Source organism: Nostoc sp. (genome assembly GCF_036917195.1).
Classification (GTDB): Bacteria; Cyanobacteriota; Cyanobacteriia; order Cyanobacteriales; family Nostocaceae; genus Nostoc.
Genome location: NZ_JBALDG010000041.1, coordinates 45,402 through 68,365, shown reverse-complemented (window position 1 = coordinate 68,365; position 22,964 = coordinate 45,402). Strand labels below are relative to the sequence as shown.

The following is a 22,964-nucleotide window of genomic DNA, read 5'->3' as shown; positions in this document are numbered from 1 at the left end:
GGAAATTAAGTATCTTTTCCCCGTAGGGAAATTAAGTATCTTTTCCCCGTAGGGAAATTAAGTATCTTTTCCCCGTAGGGAAATTAAGTATCTTTTCCCCGTAGGGAAATTAAGTATCTTTCCCCCGAAGGGGAAAAAGTGCCTTTTTTTGACACTTAATTAAGCGCTCTGGACTAGGCCCCAGTTGCGCGTATGCTTTTACAGAACCAGTCTTGTTAGCTTATCTAACTGGAGTTGGCCCCAATAGTTTTTCTAGAATCTGCCTGCTGAGAGCATCAACTTGTTGCTCTAAGGTGCGAAAAGCTTCCTGCTTTTGTTGTTCTATTTCAACAGCAGCTTGTTCTCGTTGAGACTGAGCTTCCTTTTGGGCCTCAGCTATTTTCTCGGCAGTAATTTTCTTAGCTTCAAGTTGAGCTGCTTCTAGGGTAGCTTGCGATTGTTTGCGAGCTTCTGCGAGTTGCTGCTCATATTCGGTAGCCAAGCGCTCGGCTTTAGCCAAGCTCTCCCGCGCCTCAAGGGTATTCGTTCGGATATAATTATCGCGATCATCTAGTACCTTGGTTAATGGCTTATAGAAAATTGCATTCAACAAGGCTGCCAATAGCAGGAATTGCAATGCCATGAAGGGCAAGGTAGCATCGAAATCAAACATTTCTCTCCTCTTTGGCTGGAGTAGCAGTTTTCATGGCTAGCAACATCATCCAACCTTTCATATTTTAGAAACCCATAGCCAACAAGGGTCAAGTAATTTTGGACTTTAGATTGACGATAGCGTAGCGTTAGCAACATAGAAGCGTCTCTTAGATTTTAGAGCAGGCATAGCTCAGGGGCATGTACCGAAAACTCTTGATAATCCAAAATCCAAAATCCAAAATCGGTAATCAATTGAACATTAGAACTATTAAGATACCCAAAATATTTCGATTGTAGAGGCGTGATCACTCACGACTCCACACTCACAAAAACTTTAAGGTATTAGCCGAAGGGGTTAGCAAACAGCAATACCAGAGCAATCACTAGACCATAGATAGTCAAGGATTCCATGAATGCCAAGGTTAATAGCAGAGTACCGCGAATTTTTCCTTCTGCTTCAGGTTGACGGGCAATACCTTCTACTGCTTGTCCAGCAGCATTTCCTTGACCAATACCAGGGCCAATTGCAGCTAAACCAATCGCTAAAGCAGCAGCGAGAACTGAAGCAGCCTGCACTAATGGATCCATGTTGATTTTCCTTGCTTTGATTACAAAACTAACAGACATTACGTTAACGACTAGAGACGTGTTTTTCACGCTGCACCGAGTTCTTCAGATCGCGCTTTGCGATGTTTTGAGCGAAAATGCTCTTGGAACTGTGCTATCAACTGAGAAGTTTAATGCTCCTCATGTTCTTCTCCACCATGTCCCTCCATGGCCTCATGAATGTATGCTCCGGCTAGGGTGGCAAAAACCAGGGCTTGAATGGCACTGGTAAATAAACCTAAGGCCATTACAGGCAGAGGTACAAATAGAGGAACTAGCAGCACCAGCACCGCAACTACCAGTTCATCCGCCAAAATATTACCAAATAGACGGAAGCTTAGGGAGAGGGGCTTGGTGAAATCTTCGAGAATTGCGATCGGCAACAAAACAGGTGTTGGCTCTATATATTTCTTAAAGTAGCCCAAACCCCGTTTGCTAAAACCTGCGTAAAAGTACGCTAAGGAGGTTAGCAATGCCAATGCAACAGTCGTATTGATGTCATTGGTGGGAGCTGCCAATTCGCCCGAAGGTAGCTTGATCAGCTTCCAGGGAATTAGCGCACCTGACCAGTTCGATACGAAAATAAACAAGAACAATGTGCCAATAAATGGCACCCAAGGGCGGTACTCTTTCTCACCAAGTTGGTTTTTTGCCAAATCCCGGATAAATTCTAGGGCATATTCCATCAAATTTTGGATGCCCTTGGGAATTCTTTGTGCGTTGCGAGTAGCAGCTATTGAAGCCACTACTAAAATGCTAATCACAAACCATGAGGTAAGAAAAACTTGCCCATGAATTTTAAGATTGCCCAATTGCCAGTAGAAATGATGACCTACTTCTAATTCGGCGAGGGGAAAAGAATTAAAGGCGTTTAAGACACTAAGCATTTGCATTCTTCAAGCATTTTCCCCAACGAGCGAGGATGGGATTACTATCTTTGTGAGCCTGACTTTTTAAGAATCAGGAATGAACGCAATTTGCAGCATATAGACGAGGAGCGTGGCTTTGTAAGTTAGAAATCCCAAAAAAATGGGCAGAATCTGTAGCTCACGCCATCGAGTTGCCACAATCATCACTCCAATAAACAGAGCAAAACGGGTTTTGCTCAGACTGGTTTTCTCACTACCGAGCTGCTCAACGTCTCTAGCCAGCATTTTTAAGTAAACCACACCTGCACACGCCCCAATTAAATAATTTAGGGCAATGTTTAAGGAATAAAAAATCCACACAGAGATAAAAATAACCCCCGTCAAGACAAGCGTGATTACCAACAATTGCTGGAAGAGTTGATAGAACTCTTGCATAGAGTTACCTGATTCTGTATCTCCAGAACCAGTTTTAGCATCTTGTTGCGTTGTCGTCGGAGTGGGCGCAATTGATTCGTCTGACAAGCTCACGGGACTTGAAACCAGTACAGCTAAATATGATGACTGCACATTCAGTCAGCTGAATCATATCACGATCCGGTAACAATACTTTAGAAAAAAACAATTAACTTCTTGTCAACGTTAGACACTCAGTAAAATTGCGCCCCCAGAAGCGAGAGAGCGGCTGATGATGTGAAAGAGTAAGGGGGTGAATAATCAATAATCACTGCCTGAAAATTCCAAATTTCTTCCAATTCCAGGTTTTTTGAGTGAATAATTGTCCTCCAAAGTCGTAACATAGCATCTTGCTGTTTGAATTAAGTCGGTGTCAATAAAATCAACTGGTGCTTGAGGAGTGTATGGGCGTACTGCAAATCAGAAATCGTAGAGTAGCAGCTTGTCATTAAACATCGCACCACTGCTGAATTCCAGAAAACTCCAACTTTTGGGATGTACAATACCCTGTTTCTTAGGCATTTTCCTAATTTACATTAATTTGCTAAAAGTGGTGATGGGCGATCGCTCATCACCACGAGTATAAATTGCTTCTGTTAAGCCAGTAATGAAATACAGTGTAATTAAGCAGGTGTCAACAAAATCAACTGCTGCCGGAGGAGCGTTTTTACCCCATCCAATCCCAGTTCTACACCTGCCAAAATCTCTGCAACTGTGGAATTGCTATCACATCTTTGCATAAACTCAAACTCTGCTACTGATAAATTAACAATCTGGTAATCGTAATTAAAGAAACATTGACTGGGAAATCCTTCAATACAAGGATTAAGTTCGGGAATCGCAGCCAGTACGGCGTTATCGTTTGACCAGTCGGCTTTGATGAGGGGAGGACGACTCAGGAAAAACTCGTAATGAGTTACTTCTGGATCTAGTAATTCTATCAGACGATAAAGCTGGCGATCGCTCAATTCTTTTGCCCGTTCTACTAACTCTGGTGCTTTGCCCAAAAGTCTCTCCAAATCCCAGAAACTCGGATTAGAGAAGCCAATAAACTCCAATCCCGAAGCATCTATTAATTCAAACAGCGTCTCAATGTTATAGTCAATTTCCTGGGGGTGAACGTACATATCGGCAAAGTGTTCATCCTTGTGGTTTTCTAATGACCAACGCTGCTTTTCGGATTTGACAATTCGGTTATTTTCTGGTAAAGAAGAAAATATTTGTCGCCCGACTTGGACACCATCGCGATAGTCGCCTTTTTTGTCGCCTTGAAGAAGGGCGATCGCTTTTTGCATGAGTTGAATTTCCCAACGTCCCAACTCTCCGTACACAAAAATGTGCATTAAGCCGCCTGGGGCTAACTTCTTCGCCAAAGCTTGAATACCGCGAATTGGATCAAGCGTATGATGCAAAACGCCAACACAGTTAATTAAATCAAACTCACCCGGCAACTGTTCCACGTCAAACAAACTGAGGTTATGAAATTCAACGCGGGTAGCCCCTGAACGCTGACAACGTTCTTTTGCTACAGCCAAAGCGCCTGTACTGAGGTCAATTCCCACAACAGAAGCCTGGGGATTGAGGTGAACCAGGTATTCCGTACTCACACCTGTACCGCAACCTGCATCTAAAATCCGAATATCTTGCTTTTGAGGTTTTTGACCTGTACAGAAGTTATGAGCAGCTAGCCAATTCCAGCGCCAGTTGTAGCCTGGAGGTGGTTCATCCAACAGGGCTTCCGGCGGAAAGGGGTAGGTATTGTAGAGTTTGGCAACAGCAGCACTGACAGTTTGGGAATCGGACATGATGAGGGATAACGCAGCATTTCTGAGTTTAACGGATAGTGGCTGATTAGAGCAAAGATTACTATTGCTTATTTACTGCTATTTATCCAACAGCAAAGTCAGTAAATTCGCGTTTATAAGGAGCGTGAAATCCTAATACAATATCTTCTTTAGGTACTCCAGCAGCAATTAATTCATTAGCGATACCGATTTCTGTACCATCTCTTTGTATCCAAATTTTATTGTCTTTTATATCAACATGAATGATAACTCCATAAATTCTCCGTTGTTCTTTCCAGCCAATATTTAAGACTTGATAATGATGGCGTTCTAGGTCAAACAACAATTGAACTCCGTGCCATTAGCTACGTCATTTGCGGAATGGTTATTTAAAATCTCTTGAATAATTTGAGAGTAATTTATTCCTTCCATAAAACAATGTCCTTCAGGTATACAGATAATTATGCTCGCCATCAGCCCATATATTTTAAGCAGGAAATTTGTTTCAGTAAAAACACTAGTGTTTAAGTATTTATTAGCTAATAAGATTTAATTGTGATTTTGTATAATAATTTACTTAATCAGGAGTATTCAATGGCTGTAGGAATGCCTGAATTCGTTGAAAATCCAGAAAATCGTTGCCCTGTAATTCTGTTACTCGATACTTCTGGCTCTATGTCAGGTCAGCCTATCCAAGAGTTAAATCGAGGACTTGCTGCTTTCAAAGAAGATGTAGTAAAAGATTCCCAAGCATCGCTGAGTGTAGAAGTGGCCATGATTACATTTGGCCCTATAGTTAAACTGATACAAGACTTTGTGACGATTGACCAATTTACACCGCCTACATTGGAAGTAGATGGTTTAACCCCAATGGGTGGGGCAATTGAGTATGCTTTGGATTTTCTAGAAAACCGCAAACAGACTTATAAAGACAACGGTATTCTCTATTATCGCCCTTGGGTATTTTTGATTACAGACGGAGAGCCAAATGACTCCTGGGATTCAGCCGCGCAAAGGTTGAGAGAAGCAGAAGCACAAAGCCGACTGTCATTTTTCGCAGTTGGTGTAAAGGATGCTGATATGAATATCCTCAAACAAATTTCCCCTCCTCAAGGTTCACCAGTTACATTAAATGGCTTAGATTTTCGCGAGCTGTTTGTCTGGCTTTCTGCTTCGATGAAACGGGTTTCGAGTGGCAAAGTAGGGCAAGCTGTAGCTTTACCGGCTATGGGATGGGGTCAAATTACTAGTTAGAGGAAATTTTGTGAATTGGAAAGCTGTTGCACGTTACGCGATTGGAACGAGTCATCAAAACCAGGGGATAGATTGTCAAGATTATGGGGCTTATTGCATCTTTGATGATGTGATTGTAGGTGCTGTTGCTGATGGTGCTGGTAGTGCTAAATACTCTGATATTGGGTCTAAGTTGGCGGTAAAAACGGTACTCAAATGCTTTTCTGATATTTATGAATATCGTCAGAAGCAAGATTCTCAACCACTGTCCAAAGAAGAAGCTGAGAAACTGTTTGCTGAGATCGTGAACCAAGTTATTACAGAATTGCATAATCAAGCAGACAAAGAAAATTATTCTGTCAATGATTTAGCTTGTACGTTATTGGTTTTCCTGGCAACTCCTGACTGCATTGCAGCTATGCAAATCGGGGATGGATTTATTGTAATGCGTTCCCAAGAGCCAGAATATAAACTGTTATTTCAGCCAGATAAAGGTGAGTTTGCTAATGAAACGACTTTTATCACTTCAAAAAATGCATTAAAAGAAATGCAGGTAGAGGTTATTTCACAAAAACAAAAGTTTATTTGTGCTTCCACTGATGGACTAGAAAAAGTTGCAATTCGCTTGAGCGACTGGAAACCTTTCCCACCTTTTTTTAAACCTTTTGAGGAATACTTGCAAGAAACTCTTAATCCAGAGGATAAAGATAAATATCTTACGGAATTCCTCAATTCTGAACGGCTAAATTCTCGCACCGATGATGATAAAACCTTACTTTTGTGCTTGTTTGATAGAGAGTAAAATTCGATGACAGTTCTCACCTGTGCCAGTACGGGTCAATCGATTACTCTGCTGGGTGAACCAATAGCTGATAGTGGTGAAGGTAAAGTTTTGCGAACTAATCGCAATGGTTACTTAGCGAAAATTTACCACTTGCCAACTCCTGAGCATGTGCAAAAGTTAGCGGTGATGATAACGCACCGACCCAAAGAGCCAAACTCTCACCTGAATCATATTTCTTTCGCTTGGCCTAAGTCGGTACTGAAAGATGCTCAGGCTAATTGCGTGGGCTTTTTGATGCCGGAAATTAAGGAAGCAAAACAACTTATTGATGTATACAATCCCAAGCAAAGAAAGGCTTTGAAACTTGACGTTGATTGGCGTTTTTTCCACACAACAGCGTTGAATATCGCCTCAATTATTGAAGCAATTCACATTTCTGGCTATGTTGTGGGTGACATCAAGCCGCAAAATATTCTTGTAAACGATCGCGCCTTACCTTCAATTATTGATACTGATTCTTTTCAGGTTCGGAATCCGAAAAATAATAAGGTTTATCGTTGTCTAGTTGGTTCAGAGGGCTTTACACCACCGGAACTGATTGATAAAGATTTTTCTAGCATTGATCAAACGGAAGTACACGATCGCTTCCGGTTAGCAGTGATTATCTATCAGTTGTTGTTTGGTGGTGAAAGTCCTTTTGCAGGAAAGTGGATAGGCGCGGGGGAAACTCCAGAAACTAATGAGCGTATCCGTCATGGTTTATGGTTGTATGAACCAAACGGTTTGATTCAACCTGTAGAAAGGACAATTCCTCTTGAGATTGTTCACCCAGAGGTTCAGCGATGTTTTCTCAGATGCTTTAACGATGGTTATAAAAATTCTAACTTGCGCCCAACTGCTGGGGATTGGGTAAAGGCGCTTAGACTTGCTGTTAATCAGTTAACTATCTGTGGAAAGGTAGATAGCCACTATTACAGCCGAACTTATAGTAAGTGTTATTGGTGCGATCGTTCCAATAAACTTGGTGTTGATATATTCCCTAGCTTTGCTAGACCAAAACAACAGTCTGCTTTTGCTGTATCAACATCACAACCGGAAACTTTTGCCGCGGATAAAACTTTAGAAAATATCGCAATAGGAGGGCAAATCCATACCCTCCAAGGGCATTCCAGCTCTGTGAATTCCGTAGCTTTCAGTTTAGATGACAAAATGCTTGCCAGTGGGAGTGATGACAAGACTATCAAATTGTGGGATGTCAAAACAGGAGCGCAAATCTGCACTCTCCAGGCGCATTCCGGCTTAGTTCGTTCGGTTGCCTTCAGTCCAGATGGCAAAATCCTTGCTAGTGGTAGTTCCGACAACACTATCAAACTGTGGGATATCACAACAGGAGCGCAAATCCATACTATCCAAGCGCATTCCGACTCGCTTCGTTCAGTTGCCTTCAGCCCAGATGGAAAAACCCTTGCTAGTGGTAGTTCTGATAACACTATCAAACTGTGGGATGTCAAAACAGGAGCGCAAATCCGCACTCTCCAAGCGCATTCCCAATGGGTTTGGTCGGTTGCCTTCAGTCCAGATGGAAAAACCCTTGCTAGTGGGAGTTACGACAACACTATCAAACTGTGGGATGTCAAAACAGGAGGGCAAATCCGCACTCTCCCCCATTCCCACTGGGTTTGGTCGGTTGCCCTTCAGTCCAGATGGCAAAACCCTTGCCAGTGGCAGTCAAAACAACATTATCAAACTGTGGGATGTCACAACAGGAGCGCAAATCCATACTATCCAGGCACATTCATGCTTGGTTAGTTCAGTTGCCTTCAGCCCAGATGGAAAAACCATTGCCAGTGGGAGTAGTGACAATACTATCAAACTATGGGATGTAGGCACGGCAAGAGAAATCTACACCCTTAAGAGGCATTCGCATTCCTGCCATGTAACTTCCGTAGCTTTCAGTCTAGATGGGAAAAAGCTTGCCAGTGCTAGCTTTGACAAGACTATCAATATTTGGCAGCTTGCATCATCTACTACTACACCTACTTCATCTTCAGTCCAGCCAAATCAATCTCAACTTTCGCAAACTAATCAGTCTGCAAATTTACCATCACCTAATAAGGTTAGTAAACAAAGTATTTTTCAAAGTGCCGTTGCCCAAAATACTTCTTTATCAGTAAATCCTACTTCTGCAAAAAACCAGACAAGTAATAAAGCGGTAAACAATACATCTCAAAAATCATCTACCACAAATCCAATTATTCCTATTTTGTCAATATTAGGTTCAACAGTGTTACGTTATCTTATTCCATCTAGTTTAATTTGGTGGGTATTAGGAGCCTTTTTTATTATATTTATAATAGGAATAATTATCACATCTATAAAGAAATAAGCGGTGTTCATAAAGCAGCAAAGCTAGTAAAAAAATGAATCTATCACCGATTTAACATGGTGTCCGGCTGAGAGATACGTCATATTTTATGATCATGCTGATATGTTTGCTCAAGCTGAACCGACACAATATTAAAATCTTGAGTACCAACGCGGATTCTTTGACGAATCAAGTCTTCGTAACAATTAATAGCATACTGGTCAAATCCTAGCGATCGCACATTTTTGAAAAACTCTAAGGTAGTCTCTAGCTTTGCATAAGCTAATACCAATGCATCAGATGAGGAAGTCCTTCTGATGATATTAAACCTCCCACGCAGTTGTTCTTCAACTGTGATTATCGTTATGGCAATGTCTTCAGGATTAACTGCATTGATATGCTGTGTGAGAATTGGATGCTGCTCTTGAAAAAGTGAGACGCAATCTGTATCAAGTATCCACAAACTCACTTAGTTTCATTCTCCGCATCAAGTTGCTGATAATATCTCTCCATTTGTGCATCAAGTTCACGGCGATCGGCTTCTATATATGCCAGCATCTCGTCAAATTGCGGATCGTCCTTGAACATACCCGCAAATTTCATCCAAGGGTTTTCGGTTTGGGGAGGTTCAATTTCTAAAGTCACAATCTTGGCTGTTTCTAACCGAGTTTGCAAACTTTGACTAAGTTTTTCTATCGCTTCCGTTTCAGTATTTCCTAAACCTTGACAATCTGGTAAACTTAGCAATGTTGCTTTAACTGTACCATCTGGTTGATTTTCAATTAATACATCATAAGTTAACTTGGGTGCAGTATTGTTTGGATAAGTTTTTACAGTTAAATTCATAATATTTTTAACCTGTAAATTTTATATTGATTATAACTGTTGACCTACTTATTTACAACCTTTAGTTTGTAGAGTTGGGTAGCATCTCGTAGAGAAGGTTTCATTTCTAAAATTAGCACATTTTAGGCTTAATATAAACCTTTAATTATTTACACTAGCTGACTTATCTATGGTTTGATTTTTGTCATATTGTCTTTTGCGATCGCTCCAATGATTTACAACCAATCAGAGTTTAATTTACGCTGTGAATGGGGGTCACAAGGAGTTGCTAAACTCGCTCCCATCAGTGATGTAGTTGTGATAGTTGAGGTTCTCTCTTTTTCTACCTGCGTGGAAATTGCCACCAACAATGGTGCGATAATTTTTCCCTACGCCATGAGAGATGAATCTGTTATAGATTACGCCAACTCAGTACAAGCAGAGTTAGCAAGTCATAGACAACGTTGGACTACAACTGGATATTCCCTCTCGCCAAAATCGGTGACTCAAATTCCTGCTGGAACTAGACTAGTTTTACCCTCACCTAATGGTTCTTTTCTGACTTTACATACTAGGAATACACCAACTTTGGCTGGCTGCTTGCGAAATTGCCAAGCTGTAGCACAGTTTGCTCAAAAGTATGGTGATAAAATCGCTGTGATTCCTGCAGGTGAGAGGTGGAAAGAGGATGGTAGCCTAAGACCTGCATTTGAAGATTTAATTGGTGCTGGGGCAATTCTCAGTTATTTACATGGCAGTTTATCACCAGAAGCCGAAGTGGCTGTGGCAACATTTCAAGCTTTCCGGCAGGATTTACTGGGGTACTTGAAAAAATGCAGTTCTGGTAAAGAGTTGATTGAAAAAGGTTTTGAGTCAGATGTTGAACTGTCCGCCGCCTACAACGTTAGTGATTGCGTGCCTTTGTTTACTGATAATGCTTATGTAAATTCCAGGAAACACACTTAATCAAAGGTCACATTGATTAGTTTGGCAATATTTGGCATTATTTATAAATTCTGGCAGATTTCTCAAGGGAATTATCTGAAATGATGACCCACCCTGCACCTGAGCAGTTATGTAAGCAAACTTTTGCCCACGATAAAACTGGTCACGACCAACTTTGGTGACATACTCAGACTTCTGGAAGTCATTAGCGATGTTGGAATTATAAATATTTTGTAACAGTTTCACCGCTTTGACATTTTTTGTGGTGAATTTAAGGCGATCGTCACCACTAACGGTTATTCCTTCTTTGGTCACTCTCCCATTTTGTTCTGTAACATCAGCATAAAAGTATAAATTTCCCTTTGTACCCTCATAACCGTGGGCTTCGGTGTTGTATCTCAGAGTTGGTAGTTGTGATCGAGTTTTTGCCCATTTAACAACGGTGCTAATATTTTGTTCTGGAAGCGCATTTGCAGGAGTGACAGCTAAAATAACTGCGATCGCAGACAAAGTAGCATTGAATAAATAGTTAAATTTAGAACTTTTGTGCATAGTATTTTCCGGTTAAAGAATGCTGATAGCTAATGCTTAAACCACGACAATTTAAGAATTATTTCCAGGGTGGGATTATTTCTTAATTTTAAGTGACTAAGTAGCAAAAATAACTTAACATTGACTAATGACTACTGTCCACTGACTTACTGAAGGGAATTTTATTTCAACTGAGATTTTGCACAAATTGCAATAATTCTAGGGTAGACACTGCCACAAACTATCAAAATCGAAGTTTTCGGCGTCGGTAGACCATGCCTACCCTAGTACTGAGTTACAAAACTTAGATTTTATCTCAGCAAATAAGAGTATCTATTTTTGAGATTGCATGGATAAAAGCTACAGGTTCTACACACTTCTTAATAAACCCGCCTTGAGAACGCAAAACGTTTTAATCTAAAAGCTAACTGGGTTAATTTACTGGCAGTTTTGCAGGCAGTACTCTCAAGCTCAAATAGCATAGACACAGCGATGTGTCAAGCCTCAAAACGATCCAGACTTAACACATAAACGCTTATGATGGGAGTTTTACAAATCCGATGAGTGTTAAGGCGAGTGGTGGAAGCTCAGTTGCGCGTCCGCAACTATATCAAACCCTAGCTGTTGCGACAATTACCCAAGCGGAGCAGCAAGACCGCTTTTTGGGAAGTGGTGAACTAAATGAACTGGCAAGCTATTTTGCATCTGGTGCAAAGCGTCTAGAAATTTCCCAGAGGCTTACGGAAAATGCCGAGATTATCGTATCTCGAGCTGCCAACCGGATTTTTGTCGGTGGTTCGCCAATGGCTTTTCTAGAAAAGCCTAGAGCAGTAGAAATAGTACCTGTTAGTGCTGGTGCTAATGTTCAACAAGGGATGCAACTGGGAACTGTAACCTACGTTGAAAGTCGTGGTGGGTTCCTAGAAAATTTACGCTCAATCTTTAACTCATCCCCCAGTGGGCCGACACCTCCAGGTTTCAGACCAATTAACATTGCCCGTTATGGTCCGAGCAACATGGCCAAGAGCTTGCGGGATTTATCCTGGTTCTTGCGCTACGCTACTTATGCGATCGTTGCTGGAGACCCCAACATCATAGCGGTGAACACACGAGGTTTGCGGGAAATAATTGAAAATGCCTGCTCTGGTGAAGCAACGCTAGTAGCTTTGCAGGAAATCAAAGCTGGGTCACTTTCCTTTTTCCGCAATGATGCTGAGGCTATAGAGATTGTGTCTCAGTACATGGATGTTTTGCTAACAGAATTCAAAGCAGCCACACCTTCAAATAAACTGCGCCAACGCCCCTCTAGCGACCAGCAAGGGTTGGAACTACCGCAAATTTACTTTAGTGCGGCAGAACGGCGTCCCAAGTTTGTGATGAAGACTGGGTTATCAAGTAGCGAAAAAAATGAGGTAATTAAGGCTGCATATCGGCAAATCTTTGAGCGCGATATTACCCGTGCTTATAGCTTGTCTATATCTGACCTAGAATCCAAGGTGAAAAATGGCGACATCTCCGTGAAGGAGTTTGTCCGTCGTCTAGCTAAATCTCCCCTTTACCAAAAACAGTTTTACCAGCCTTTTATTAACAGCCGAGTCATTGAACTAGCTTTCCGTCATATTCTGGGACGGGGGCCAAGTAGCCGCGAAGAAGTACAAAAATACTTCTCCATTATTTCTAACGGTGGTCTATCAGCCTTGGTAGATGCCTTAGTAGATTCTGCTGAATACGGCGACTATTTTGGTGAAGAAACAGTACCTTACCTCCGGGGTCTGGGTCAAGAAGCACAAGAATGTCGCAACTGGGGACCGCAGCAAGACCTGTTTAACTACAGTGCGCCTTTCCGCAAGATACCTCAGTTCCTCACCACATTTGCTGCTTACGAACAACCGCTACCAGATCAGCATCCTTACGGTTCTGGGAATGACCCCTTGGAAATTCAGTTTGGGGCAATTTTCCCGAAAGAAACTCGCAACCCCAGCACCAGTCCGGCTCCTTTTGGTAAGGATACCAAGCGCATCCTAATTTACCAAGGAGCAGGGATTAATAACCAAAATAGTAATCCCAAGGCGCGGGGTGAAGCTCCTGGTACCCTTGGATCTAAGGTGTTCAAATTAGACCAACTGCCTGGTACTGTTGGTAGAAAAGCTGCCAAAGGTTCTAGCGTCAGATTCTCCGAAAGCTCTACTCAAGCAGTAATTAGAGCTGCTTACCTGCAAGTTTTCGGTCGTGATGTTTACGAAGGTCAGCGGCAAAAGGTATTGGAAATCAAGCTGGAAAACGGCCAAATTTCCGTGCGGGAGTTTATCCGTGCTCTAGCTAAGTCAGACGTATTCCGCAATCTGTACTGGTCATCGCTGTATGTTTGTAAAGCGATCGAGTATATTCACCGCCGCTTGTTGGGTCGTCCGACTTATGGTCGTCAAGAAATCAACAAGTACTTTGACATCGCTGCCAAACAAGGCTTTTACGCAGTAGTTGATGCCATTATTAACAGCGTAGAATACAGCGAAGCATTTGGTGAAGATACAATCCCTTACGAACGGTATCTAACTCCTGGTGGTGTAGCAGGGCGACAATTGCGCGTTGGTAGCATTCGTGATGATGTTGCTGCGAAAATCCAGAAGGAAGTAACGCCGAGCTTTGTGACACTGGGTACAGTTACAGAAAAACGGTCAGAACCAGATATTCAGTTCCGCATTAACCAAGGTGTCAGCAAGCAACGGGAACAGACCAAAATCTTCAAATTGGTGGCGAATACTACTGACAAGGTTGCAGTAAAAACTTTGATCAGCGCTGCGTATCGTCAGATATTTGAGCGGGATATTGCCCCCTACATCGCCAAAAACGAATTTACAAAATGGGAAAGCAAGCTGGGGAACGGCGAAATCAGCGTGAAGGAATTTATTGAAGGTTTGGGTTACTCTAACCTCTACCTGAAAGAGTTCTACACACCCTACCCCAACACCAAAGTGATTGAGTTGGGAACCAAACACTTCTTAGGACGTGCGCCACTAGATCAAGCAGAAATCCGCAAGTATAACCAGATTTTGGCTACTCAAGGTATTCGTGCTTTTATCGGTGCCCTGGTAGATAGTGTGGAATATAACCAGGTATTTGGTGAAGATACGGTGCCTTACCGTCGCTTCCCGACCCTACCTGCGGCAAACTTCCCAAATACGGAGAAGTTGTACAACCAGCTTACCAAGCAAAACGATGACGTGATTGTACCGAGCTTTAAGCCAGTGCAAACCCGCGTGGGAGTGAGTAATGATACAGCGCTTTCGATACAGGCGATCGCAGATATATCAGCGCAAACAAATGGTATAAACCAGAGTCAGCTCTCATTTGCTGAACTAGGTCGTTCCTACAACGATGGTAGCGGACAATCCGTGGAGCTAGATGGGCGTAAACATGCACGCATTTACCGTCTGGCACAGAGCACCAACCCAACCGAAAGACAACAGGTAATTAACGCCATTTACTGTCAAGTGTTGGATGTTAGCGGTGAAGTGCCTGATAATTTCCGCCGTACTGATCTAGACAGCAAACTCCAAAATGGTGAAATTTCCGTCCGGGAGTTTGTGCGTGAACTAGCCAGTTCCCAAATTTATCGCCAGCGCTTCCACATACCTTATCCTCATGGCAAGGTAATTGAGTTCCTCTTCCGTCACCTGTTGGGGCGTACACCCACAACTCAGGAAGAAATTCGCCAGTATAAGAAGCTGCTAGCTGATAGTGGTTTGTCGGCTGCTGTAGAAGCAATAGTCGAAAGCCCAGAATATAGCCGCTACTTCGGTGAAGATGTTGTGCCTTACAACCGCTTCCCATCTCTGCCAGCAGGTAACTACCTCGGCAGTGTACAGGCGGCTGAATAGGGAATAGGGGTTGGGGATTGGTGACTGAGGAGTTAATTTTCTTCTCAATGCCCAATACCCAATATCCCTTTGTAACCTTTCGTAATATTGCTCTCAGATTACAGCTAAAACAGGGAATTCTGAAAAGCAATATTACAAAGTGTTAAGATCAGTCATAAATGCTCAACAGAATGCCGGAAAATGTTTTGCGGAAGGTAACTGAGTTTAAAAGCTTGTGTACTTGTGTTGACTCAAGAAAACTCCTAATTCATTAGCTATAGCAGTTATTAAACTGTTGTATCTAAAAGAACTAGAGAATAAACTCAGTGAACCAAATTAAAGTCGTACCAGTTTAATCAAATCCTGGTTTCATTAGTATTGGAGGAATCCATTAATGAGTATCGTCACGAAAGCTATCGTGAATGCTGACGCAGAAGCTCGCTATCTCAGCCCTGGTGAATTGGATCGGATCAAATCCTTTGTTGCCAGTGGTGAACGCCGTGTGCGGATTGCTCAAGTTTTGACAGAAAATCGTGAACGGCTGGTTAAGCAAGCTGGCGATCAACTGTTCCAAAAGCGTCCTGACGTTGTGTCTCCTGGTGGGAACGCTTACGGTCAAGAATTGACTGCTACTTGTCTACGTGACCTAGATTACTACCTCCGCCTCGTTACCTACGGTATCGTTGCTGGTGATGTTACCCCGATTGAAGAAATTGGTGTTATCGGTGCCCGTGAACTGTACAAGTCCTTGGGAACCCCTATTGATGGTGTTGCTGAAGGAATCCGTGGGCTGAAGAATGTAGCTGGTACATTGCTGTCTGGTGATGACGCTGCTGAAGCTGGTGGCTACTTCGACTACTTAGTTGGCGCCCTGCTATAAGGTGATGCTGTTTCCCTGCCGAAACAGAAGTATTGCAATACGGTTGGAAATAAGGAATTAACAACATGGCTCAAGACGCAATTACCGCTGTCATTAACTCCGCAGACGTTCAAGGTAAATACCTAGACACTTCTGCTTTAGAGAAGCTAAAAGGCTACTTCTCTACTGGCGAACTGCGGGTACGTGCTGCTAGCACCATCAGCGCCAACGCTGCTGCGATCGTCAAAGAAGCTGTAGCAAAATCTTTGCTATACTCTGACATCACCCGTCCCGGCGGCAACATGTACACTACCCGCCGCTATGCTGCTTGCATCCGTGATTTGGATTACTACCTCCGCTATGCCACCTACGCTATGTTAGCTGGCGATCCTTCCATTTTGGATGAGCGTGTATTAAATGGCTTGAAGGAAACCTACAACTCTTTAGGAGTTCCCGTTGGTGCTACCGTGCAAGCTATCCAAGCAATCAAGGAAGTAACCGCTAGCTTGGTTGGTTCTGATGCTGGTAAGGAAATGGGTGTTTACTTAGACTATATTTCTTCTGGCTTAAGCTAAGAACTAGTTTGCGCTTAAGAATTTAGGTGCGGCTTTATTAAGGTCTGGAAATCAACTGTGAGTGCTAGAACGTTATATTGCTTATCTTGGTAAATTATCAGTGATGAGTGTTGGTGGTCTAGTATTGATGTTTGATTTCCAGGCTTTGAATATTAAAGGATTTGCACTCAAGATTTTGAGATAAAAAAAGTTTTCACAAAGTATACAGGAGATTTTCAAAATATGTCCCGTTTGTTTAAAATTACTGCTCTAGTTCCCAGCCAAACCCGAATTCGTACCCAACGCGAACTGCAAAATACTTACTTCACTAAGCTAGTTCCCTATGAAAACTGGTTCCGCGAACAGCAACGCATCCAAAAAGCAGGTGGCAAAATAATCAAGGTGGAACTGGCAACTGGTAAGCAAGGTGCTAATACTGGCTTGTCGTAATTCTGTAAATAGAACGTTATTTTAGAGAATTAGTAAGAGGTCAGCAAAGACCTCTTTTTTGTTGAGAATGTGTATAATTAGCTTTTATAATATATATATCTTCTGTCCACTTCCGTATATGTACCCTGTTTGAAGTAAATACCTAGAATTTCTCAAGATATTATTTCATTTCGGACAATAGATGGAAAACTTTTATTTTGGAAAATTGACTATAGGGGTTCTCAATTGCATGGAATACAGACCTAATAAGAACAGCCCCAACCCTTGTAGCGTTGGGGAGTAAAATTCAAAGCCTCTCTTCTTTTAGGATAGAGGTTTGGAGAGGTCAGAGTGTATTGCATCCAAACGAGAAGCGCTATATCGCAAAGTTTATGAATCTAGCTCTATGGGTAATAAAGATTGATAAAGAGGTCTGGTATTAGACCTCTTTCTTTTTGTTGCTTGTATTTATGAAAGTTAAAAGTTGAACATTTCTACAAAGCGATACCCGCGAGTATATAGCGGAACTGGAGCGCCAGAATTCTGTTTTTTCCTTACTTGTTCAAAACTTTCATCAAACACAATTAGTGTTTCCTTACCAACTTTCAGCCAGTCTTCATAGGGCACACTCATATTTTCTTCAATACCACCAATATTAGGTGCTAGCATTGGCCGGTAAGCTTCATTGAATTTCCTGCGAAACCGAAAATCTACTGAAATTCTCAAACCTTCAGTTTTCCTTCTTACTGTTTGATGCAATCCGCGGGCATCATTAAAGTACATCGTACCGTGTTGCAGTTGTGCTTCCGTGTAGGAGACAACCATTGGAATATTACGACCTTTATCGAAGTCTGACATCACCTGCATAGCCTGTAGTTGCATCTCATAGGGCATTTCACCTGCTTCGATGGTTATATTATCGATGTCGCCAAACAGTGGTAGAACCACTACAGTCGCATCAGCGGCAACACCTGCCCAGACATCGCTATGGCACTTTGAGCTAGCGAAGGGTAAACGCAACTTTGTCGAGTCAGTCTTAGCGTAGACCATACGGAGATTGACTGGTAAATCCACTGCATCAATCAGGTCATTTGCTCCTAGTTGGTAGAAAGCTTCAGCTACACTCTTTTGAAAGAGGTTAAATGCCAGAGTATGTTCTCGCTTAAGCATCAAAAGACCAGTTCCTGTGTAGTTCGGCAAAGTATTTCTTGCTTCCAGTAGTCGTTTAAGCATTTCAGCTTCTGAAAGAATGATCGGACTATTCAGACATACTGAAATATAACCCGCAGCAGCAATGCGGATCTGCTGGAATAACAAGGAACGACTGTTTGATCCATTTTTTACAACTAAGCCTGTAGGTAAGGGTACAGGATTAGGTTTATCAATTAGCTATCAGATTGTAGTTGAAAAACACAGGGGAACACTGACATGTTTATCAGAACCTGGACAAGGAACTGAGTTCTGGATTGAAGTTCCCCTATCTATGGACAGACAACCAGTTAATTGCGTTAAATCATTGAGTTTGATTAAATAAATGGGTATTTGTCCCCATAAAATCGTTCGCGTAGCGCCCGCAAGCTTGAGGCGATCGCGTAATTCATACTTCAATTATGCAACGCCTAAAATTTTATATAATTTGATACTTTTTTTGTAGCGATGTCTTCTCTAGGAGACGCTACGCGAACAGCAGGCATAGCGATCGCAATTTCTCAGAAATATTGATCGAGCGGTGTATTGAAGTTGACAACTTTAAAATTTATGGTTGTAAAGCCTACTTATGAGTTATAAATTATGATTTATGAGTTTTATTGCTAACTCCTAATTTCTAACTTTTTACCTGTACTGATCGTGAATCTACGCCGCCTGATTCCAATTTTTGATAGTTCAGTCTCCAACTGGGCATTAGAAGCGCGGTTGTTGCGCTGGTTAACGTTGATTTGGCTGTTCGTCGGCTTGATCATGCTATTTTCAGCATCCTATCCTGTGGCTGACGCCCGTCATCATGACGGGCTGTACTACTTTAAGCGTCAACTACTTTGGGTGTTAGTTTCTTTAATCGGATTCAATATTATTGTTAATTTCCCATTGCAGAAAATTTTGGGACTATCTCATTGGTTTTTGCTGCTGTTTTTGGCGTTAATTTTCGTCACACTGATCCCAGGATTGGGAAAGAAGGCTTTTGACGCAGCGCGTTGGATAGCGATCGGGCCAATTCCGATTCAACCCTCAGAATTAATTAAACCCTTTTTGGTGCTGCAAAGTGCGCGGCTTTTTGGTCAGTGGGAACGAATCAGTTGGCGGGTTCGCTTGGCTTGGTTGGGTATTTTCGGTCTAGTACTTTTAGGAATTCTTGCCCAGCCTAACTTAAGTACAACAGCACTTTGCGGCATGACTATTTGGCTAATTGCCCTAGCAGCTGGGTTACCTTACAAGTACCTGGGAGGAACAGCAATTGGCGGAGTAATGTTGGCAATCCTCAGTATCAGTATTAAAGAGTACCAGCGTAAGCGGGTGATGTCATTTCTCAATCCGTGGGCGGATGCTACAGGAGATGGCTACCAGTTAGTGCAAAGTCTACTAGCCGTAGGTTCTGGTAGAACTTGGGGAGCCGGATTTGGGCTTTCCCAACAAAAGCTGTTTTATTTACCAATTCAGGATACCGATTTTATTTTTGCGGTGTTTGCCGAAGAGTTTGGCTTTGTTGGCAGTATGGTGTTGTTGGCACTTTTAGCTACATTCGCCACTCTCGGATTAATTGTGGCGCTGAAGGCTAAAAATATAGTGCATCGATTGGTGGCGATCGGCGTGACAATTTTGATGGTAGGACAGTCATTGCTTCACATCGGTGTTGCTACAGGTTCTTTACCAACTACTGGCTTACCTTTACCCATGTTTAGTTATGGTGGTAATTCCATGATTGCCAGCTTAATAGCTGCTGGGTTGCTGATTCGGGTAGCACGCGAAAGTAGTGAAGCTGAGGTAGTACCGTTGCGAAAACCCCTGTTGGAAAATGGGCGCAGACGCCGAGCTTTTCAGAAAAATAAGAATTGAGCTACTACGCTCTTTGCACGATCAAATTAAATAGATTATGAAAGACCTAAAAAAAACAATAATCAGCTACTCCAGCACAGACCTCGAACAGCGCAAAAACTGGTATTCTCCAGCAGCAGAAGCTTACAACAAGGCAAGACCCCGCTATCCTCAGGATTTGATTCAGCAAGTTGTGGAAGTTGCTCAACTCTCCACAGACTCAAAAATTCTGGAAGTGGGATGTGGCCCTGGAACTGCAACAGTAGCGATCGCTCAATTGGGTTGCTCAATGATTTGCTTAGAACCAAACCCAGATTTTTTCCAGTTAGCTCAACACAATTGTCAACCGTATTCCAATGTAGAGATTCATAACACATCCTTTGAAGAGTGGGAACTCAAGCCATTTGAATTTGATGCCGTCTTAGCAGCAACTTCTTTTCATTGGATATCACCAGAAGTTGGATATCCAAAAGCTGCAAATGCCCTACAAGAAAATGGCTACCTAATTTTATTATGGAACAAGGAACTTCAACCCAGCTACGAAGTGTATCAAAGTTTATCGCAAGTCTATCAACTACATACTCCATCTCTTGACCGATATGAAGACCAAGAAACTCAAGAATATATCTTGAGACAATTAGGAAATATGGCCATTGATTCGGGGCAATTCAAAGACTTGATATCTGGACAAGTTATATCAGAAGTAACCTACACTGTCGATGAATATTTAACACTTTTGAATACTTACTCGCCATATATAAAATTAGATCCACACAACAAAGAGTCTTTATTTTCCGGATTAAGGCATCGCATAAAAGATGATTTTGGAGGCAATCTTCAACTTTCATATATCTCTGCTTTTCACATCACCCAAAAAGTTATCTCAGAGGGAAGGGAATCTTAAATGGGCTATTGTTGCGTGGTAGAGTAGATGGAATTGGGTTAATGCTAGGTGTAGGAGTAGGAGTAGGCACCACTTTTTTGATGACTGTGATTGCAAATCCTTTTTGCTGGGGTTGTTGCTTGCCAGATATGTCATTAACTTGCAGTGCGATTTGAGGCGGGAAGGCTTGATTGACTGGAAGTTTTATTGAGTCAACTGGTTTAACGTCATTGCCGTATGGCAGAAGTTTAACCTGAATATTTTCTCCCTCTACTCTCCAACTTAGAGTAGTAAATTCCCCTTCTTTGAGAACCAGATTTGGTTGCTCACTACCGTTGATTCTAAAAGAGACAATCTTAAATGGTTTCGGTAATATTTCAATTTTTGAATCAGTCTTTTTTAAACTATTTTTTTGACTTCCATTGTTAGAAAAAGCTTTGATTTGAAAGGCAAAGTTTCCAGCTTTATTTGCTGGTAGAGGAATATTTGTACATCGTAGTTGTTGATTTTGTTGTGTACATAGTTTTTGAAGTTTAGGGTCAGTAATCTTACCTTGATTAAATTTATAAGCAATTTGTTGACCATAGGATGTACCATCATCTGCACTGCCAGCAATTTGAATTTGTGCTAACAATAATGGACGAGCAATTGTCCAACTGAAAAGAATATTTTGACCTTTTGTATATAGTGGTTTATCTGCTTGGAAACCAACTACTTCAGCAATTTGTTTTTCAGCTATTTCTACTTGTGTTGTTTGGCTTACTACTTGGGTATTTGGAGAAAATAATTGTATACCATTACGATAAAAGGCTTGTAAATCAAAAGTGTAATTTCCTTTTGTTTTCACTCCAGTTTTAACATTGCTACAAATTAGCTCTTGTTTTTCTTGCACCTGACAAGGAGGTATTTGATTAACACTTCCTTTGCCTAGTGTTTCAGGAATACCATTGCTAAAGTCATAGGTAATAGGCTGAATAGGTTGCGAACTTTTGGCTGTTAGAACCAACTTTTGTAACTGTTGATAATTGTGAATGTCCCACTTTAAAGTAACCTCATCCTCCTCTTCAGTAATTCGAGGGTTATTGGCACTAAAGTTTTCTAATCTCAAAGGATCGGGGTTTAAAATTCGCCAAATGATAAATCCTATCCCTCCGATTAAGCCCAAAATTGCCAAAATTAACAGAATAAATTGCCACAAAGGACGGGGTTTCCATACCAAAGTTCCCTGAGGCAATGTGTTAGGTAAGGGTAAATTTTGTTCATCTTTGATATCGAGTTGAAAGTTGACTACTAGCCCTGTGCCAAACCACGGTCTTCGCCACCAAGGTCTGGGTTTAACCGTCAAATTGGCGGCAGCACTTCTATTGGGTAATAATCTTACTTCAGTCGGATCAAATTTGTAAGTATATAGTTCTTCTTCGTCTCGACTTTTTAAATTTAATATTAGTTCGCGAACAATATTGCCCTGGTTTGCTAGCGATAATTCGTACTTGCCAAGACTACGGCTAACTTGTCCCAAGATGGTATTAAGTTCTATATCTAGGCGATAATTTGTCGGAATTTGGATGTACACCAAATCCAGCAGTACTAAGTCTGGAGAGCTTTCCGAATACAAGCGGATTGTTGGAGAATAGCTTCCCGCAAGGGTATCTCCAGGTGGATGAAATTTCAACAATATTTGACCTTGAGTACCAGGGTTGAGTTCTAGTGCACTCACATCAGACACTAACCCTGGCCCCTCAAGTCCAGTTGCAGGATAATTGATTGTGAACCAGTCATTATCTAAATCTGGGCAACTCAAGCGGAACCTGTCTACCAGATAAGAGCGATTGTCAATTATTACCTCTACTTGCAGAGGCTGACTAGGATTGAAAATTAGCGGCTTGCTGGGGTTGGTGTTAGGTCTAATGGAAAATGTCGGGTCATTCACCCGAATTGCGGTCTGTTCTTTTAGTAAAACCTTAATTTGGTTTGGGAAGGTTACGGGAGTGTCTTGTGGATAATGTAGAGGAGAATCTACGACTAGTGTATAGTCATAGGTTCCTGGGAGAGCATTTGCGGGGATTTGAAATTCAAATGTTATTTCGTCACTATTCTGTTGGGGAGCTAATGCTAAACTTTCTCTAGGAGAACTAGACCAACCGATTAAATTTTGAAATACTTCGTCAAAAACAAAATATAAGTCAATAACCGCACTCTGGTCTCCCTGATTGATTACAACAACATACAGTTGAATGGTATCTCCTGGCATCCCAAATTGAATTCCAGGTGGGTTGATAATAACTTCTAGTGGATTGAATTTAGCTTGCATGTGATCGACTCCC

The 22,964-nt window shown here is 41.8% G+C and carries 21 protein-coding genes and 2 pseudogenes; 12 read left to right on the top strand and 11 right to left on the bottom strand.

Features of this window, described 5'->3' with window-relative positions; translation table 11 throughout:
* Positions 1–220 precede the first annotated feature (220 nt).
* The 6 genes from V7K40_RS14690 to V7K40_RS14665 form a co-directional block, all read right to left on the bottom strand.
* Positions 221–652 carry a F0F1 ATP synthase subunit B' gene (locus V7K40_RS14690; RefSeq protein WP_298909033.1) on the bottom strand — a complete coding sequence of 144 codons (432 nt, stop codon included), beginning with the start codon at positions 650–652 and terminating at the stop codon, positions 221–223.
* A 323-nt stretch (positions 653–975) separates the two neighbouring features.
* Positions 976–1,221, bottom strand: a complete 246-nt coding sequence (atpE, locus tag V7K40_RS14685) for an ATP synthase F0 subunit C (protein ID WP_012411162.1) — start codon at positions 1,219–1,221, stop codon at positions 976–978.
* Positions 1,222–1,370: 149 nt separating this feature from the next.
* Positions 1,371–2,132: a F0F1 ATP synthase subunit A gene (gene atpB, locus V7K40_RS14680; protein ID WP_012411161.1), complete on the bottom strand. Its 762-nt coding sequence runs from the start codon at positions 2,130–2,132 to the stop codon at positions 1,371–1,373.
* A gap of 60 nt (positions 2,133–2,192) precedes the next feature.
* Complete coding sequence (locus V7K40_RS14675) at positions 2,193–2,636, bottom strand: ATP synthase subunit I (protein ID WP_334960741.1); 444 nt, start codon at positions 2,634–2,636, stop codon at positions 2,193–2,195.
* A gap of 548 nt (positions 2,637–3,184) precedes the next feature.
* Entirely contained in the window at positions 3,185–4,366 is a 1,182-nt protein-coding gene (locus V7K40_RS14670; protein WP_334960730.1) for a class I SAM-dependent methyltransferase, read from the bottom strand.
* A gap of 82 nt (positions 4,367–4,448) precedes the next feature.
* Positions 4,449–4,688, bottom strand: coding sequence for a XisI protein (locus V7K40_RS14665; protein WP_334960728.1), 240 nt, complete (start codon positions 4,686–4,688; stop codon positions 4,449–4,451).
* A 251-nt stretch (positions 4,689–4,939) separates the two neighbouring features.
* Between V7K40_RS14665 and V7K40_RS14660 the strand changes: the two genes are divergently transcribed.
* From V7K40_RS14660 to V7K40_RS14645, 4 genes are read left to right on the top strand one after another with little or no spacing between them, the layout of a single operon-like run.
* Entirely contained in the window at positions 4,940–5,599 is a 660-nt protein-coding gene (locus tag V7K40_RS14660; RefSeq protein WP_334960726.1) for a VWA domain-containing protein, read from the top strand.
* Positions 5,600–5,609: 10 nt separating this feature from the next.
* Entirely contained in the window at positions 5,610–6,380 is a 771-nt protein-coding gene (locus V7K40_RS14655) for a PP2C family serine/threonine-protein phosphatase (RefSeq protein WP_334960724.1), read from the top strand.
* Between the two features lie 6 nt (positions 6,381–6,386).
* Complete coding sequence (locus V7K40_RS14650; protein ID WP_334960722.1) at positions 6,387–8,171, top strand: hypothetical protein; 1,785 nt, start codon at positions 6,387–6,389, stop codon at positions 8,169–8,171.
* Positions 8,101–8,748 carry a hypothetical protein gene (locus V7K40_RS14645; RefSeq protein WP_334960739.1) on the top strand — a complete coding sequence of 216 codons (648 nt, stop codon included), beginning with the start codon at positions 8,101–8,103 and terminating at the stop codon, positions 8,746–8,748. The genes V7K40_RS14650 and V7K40_RS14645 overlap by 71 nt, the downstream gene beginning before the upstream one ends.
* A gap of 79 nt (positions 8,749–8,827) precedes the next feature.
* On the opposite strand, the gene V7K40_RS14640 is transcribed toward V7K40_RS14645, so the two are convergent.
* On the bottom strand, positions 8,828–9,196 hold the full coding sequence (locus V7K40_RS14640) for a type II toxin-antitoxin system VapC family toxin (RefSeq protein ID WP_334960720.1): 369 nt from the start codon (positions 9,194–9,196) through the stop codon (positions 8,828–8,830).
* Positions 9,193–9,573, bottom strand: coding sequence for a hypothetical protein (locus V7K40_RS14635; RefSeq protein WP_334960718.1), 381 nt, complete (start codon positions 9,571–9,573; stop codon positions 9,193–9,195). The genes V7K40_RS14640 and V7K40_RS14635 overlap by 4 nt, the downstream gene beginning before the upstream one ends.
* Before the next feature lie 174 nt (positions 9,574–9,747).
* On the opposite strand from V7K40_RS14635, the gene V7K40_RS14630 reads away from it, so the two are divergent.
* Entirely contained in the window at positions 9,748–10,518 is a 771-nt protein-coding gene (locus V7K40_RS14630) for a 2-phosphosulfolactate phosphatase (RefSeq protein WP_334960716.1), read from the top strand.
* Here V7K40_RS14630 and V7K40_RS14625 read toward each other — a convergent pair whose 3' ends face one another.
* Positions 10,519–11,049: a hypothetical protein gene (locus tag V7K40_RS14625; protein WP_334960714.1), complete on the bottom strand. Its 531-nt coding sequence runs from the start codon at positions 11,047–11,049 to the stop codon at positions 10,519–10,521.
* A 539-nt stretch (positions 11,050–11,588) separates the two neighbouring features.
* On the opposite strand from V7K40_RS14625, the pseudogene V7K40_RS14620 reads away from it, so the two are divergent.
* The 4 genes and pseudogenes from V7K40_RS14620 to V7K40_RS14605 form a co-directional block, all read left to right on the top strand.
* A pseudogene (locus V7K40_RS14620) lies at positions 11,589–14,900 on the top strand (phycobilisome rod-core linker polypeptide); the annotation flags it as partial.
* 379 nt (positions 14,901–15,279) lie between these two features.
* On the top strand, positions 15,280–15,765 hold the full coding sequence (gene apcA / locus V7K40_RS14615; RefSeq protein WP_334960712.1) for an allophycocyanin subunit alpha: 486 nt from the start codon (positions 15,280–15,282) through the stop codon (positions 15,763–15,765).
* 65 nt (positions 15,766–15,830) lie between these two features.
* The gene (gene apcB / locus V7K40_RS14610; RefSeq protein WP_334960710.1) at positions 15,831–16,319 is read left to right on the top strand and encodes an allophycocyanin subunit beta; all 489 of its coding nucleotides are present in this window, start codon (positions 15,831–15,833) and stop codon (positions 16,317–16,319) included.
* Between the two features lie 222 nt (positions 16,320–16,541).
* Positions 16,542–16,748 (top strand): phycobilisome linker polypeptide, encoded by a 207-nt coding sequence (locus tag V7K40_RS14605; RefSeq protein WP_012411143.1) that lies wholly within the window; start codon positions 16,542–16,544, stop codon positions 16,746–16,748.
* A 456-nt stretch (positions 16,749–17,204) separates the two neighbouring features.
* Here V7K40_RS14605 and V7K40_RS14600 read toward each other — a convergent pair whose 3' ends face one another.
* Positions 17,205–17,960 carry a hypothetical protein gene (locus V7K40_RS14600; RefSeq protein WP_334960708.1) on the bottom strand — a complete coding sequence of 252 codons (756 nt, stop codon included), beginning with the start codon at positions 17,958–17,960 and terminating at the stop codon, positions 17,205–17,207.
* Between the two features lie 82 nt (positions 17,961–18,042).
* On the opposite strand from V7K40_RS14600, the pseudogene V7K40_RS14595 reads away from it, so the two are divergent.
* The 3 genes and pseudogenes from V7K40_RS14595 to V7K40_RS14585 form a co-directional block, all read left to right on the top strand.
* Positions 18,043–18,261, top strand: a pseudogene (locus V7K40_RS14595) (ATP-binding protein); the annotation flags it as partial.
* Between the two features lie 314 nt (positions 18,262–18,575).
* Positions 18,576–19,778 (top strand): FtsW/RodA/SpoVE family cell cycle protein, encoded by a 1,203-nt coding sequence (locus tag V7K40_RS14590; protein ID WP_334960706.1) that lies wholly within the window; start codon positions 18,576–18,578, stop codon positions 19,776–19,778.
* Positions 19,779–19,815: 37 nt separating this feature from the next.
* The gene (locus tag V7K40_RS14585) at positions 19,816–20,661 is read left to right on the top strand and encodes a methyltransferase domain-containing protein (RefSeq protein ID WP_334960704.1); all 846 of its coding nucleotides are present in this window, start codon (positions 19,816–19,818) and stop codon (positions 20,659–20,661) included.
* Here the strand turns inward: V7K40_RS14585 and V7K40_RS14580 are convergent.
* Positions 20,636–22,951, bottom strand: coding sequence for a hypothetical protein (locus tag V7K40_RS14580; RefSeq protein WP_334960702.1), 2,316 nt, complete (start codon positions 22,949–22,951; stop codon positions 20,636–20,638). The two genes, V7K40_RS14585 and V7K40_RS14580, sit on opposite strands and share 26 nt — an antisense overlap.
* Between the last annotated feature and the right edge of the window lie 13 nt (positions 22,952–22,964).

What these genes read in the sequence shown, in the direction of transcription:
- V7K40_RS14635 (WP_334960718.1), bottom strand. Translation starts at nt 9,573, where the DNA reads ATGAATTTAACTGTAAAAACTTATCCAAACAATACTGCACCCAAGTTA.
- V7K40_RS14625 (WP_334960714.1), bottom strand. Translation starts at nt 11,049, where the DNA reads ATGCACAAAAGTTCTAAATTTAACTATTTATTCAATGCTACTTTGTCT.
- atpB (WP_012411161.1), bottom strand. Translation starts at nt 2,132, where the DNA reads ATGCAAATGCTTAGTGTCTTAAACGCCTTTAATTCTTTTCCCCTCGCC.
- atpE (WP_012411162.1), bottom strand. Translation starts at nt 1,221, where the DNA reads ATGGATCCATTAGTGCAGGCTGCTTCAGTTCTCGCTGCTGCTTTAGCG.
- V7K40_RS14690 (WP_298909033.1), bottom strand. Translation starts at nt 652, where the DNA reads ATGTTTGATTTCGATGCTACCTTGCCCTTCATGGCATTGCAATTCCTG.
- V7K40_RS14660 (WP_334960726.1), top strand. Translation starts at nt 4,940, where the DNA reads ATGGCTGTAGGAATGCCTGAATTCGTTGAAAATCCAGAAAATCGTTGC.
- V7K40_RS14605 (WP_012411143.1), top strand. Translation starts at nt 16,542, where the DNA reads ATGTCCCGTTTGTTTAAAATTACTGCTCTAGTTCCCAGCCAAACCCGA.
- V7K40_RS14650 (WP_334960722.1), top strand. Translation starts at nt 6,387, where the DNA reads ATGACAGTTCTCACCTGTGCCAGTACGGGTCAATCGATTACTCTGCTG.
- apcA (WP_334960712.1), top strand. Translation starts at nt 15,280, where the DNA reads ATGAGTATCGTCACGAAAGCTATCGTGAATGCTGACGCAGAAGCTCGC.
- V7K40_RS14600 (WP_334960708.1), bottom strand. Translation starts at nt 17,960, where the DNA reads ATGCTTAAACGACTACTGGAAGCAAGAAATACTTTGCCGAACTACACA.
- V7K40_RS14580 (WP_334960702.1), bottom strand. Translation starts at nt 22,951, where the DNA reads ATGCAAGCTAAATTCAATCCACTAGAAGTTATTATCAACCCACCTGGA.
- V7K40_RS14585 (WP_334960704.1), top strand. Translation starts at nt 19,816, where the DNA reads ATGAAAGACCTAAAAAAAACAATAATCAGCTACTCCAGCACAGACCTC.
- apcB (WP_334960710.1), top strand. Translation starts at nt 15,831, where the DNA reads ATGGCTCAAGACGCAATTACCGCTGTCATTAACTCCGCAGACGTTCAA.
- V7K40_RS14670 (WP_334960730.1), bottom strand. Translation starts at nt 4,366, where the DNA reads ATGTCCGATTCCCAAACTGTCAGTGCTGCTGTTGCCAAACTCTACAAT.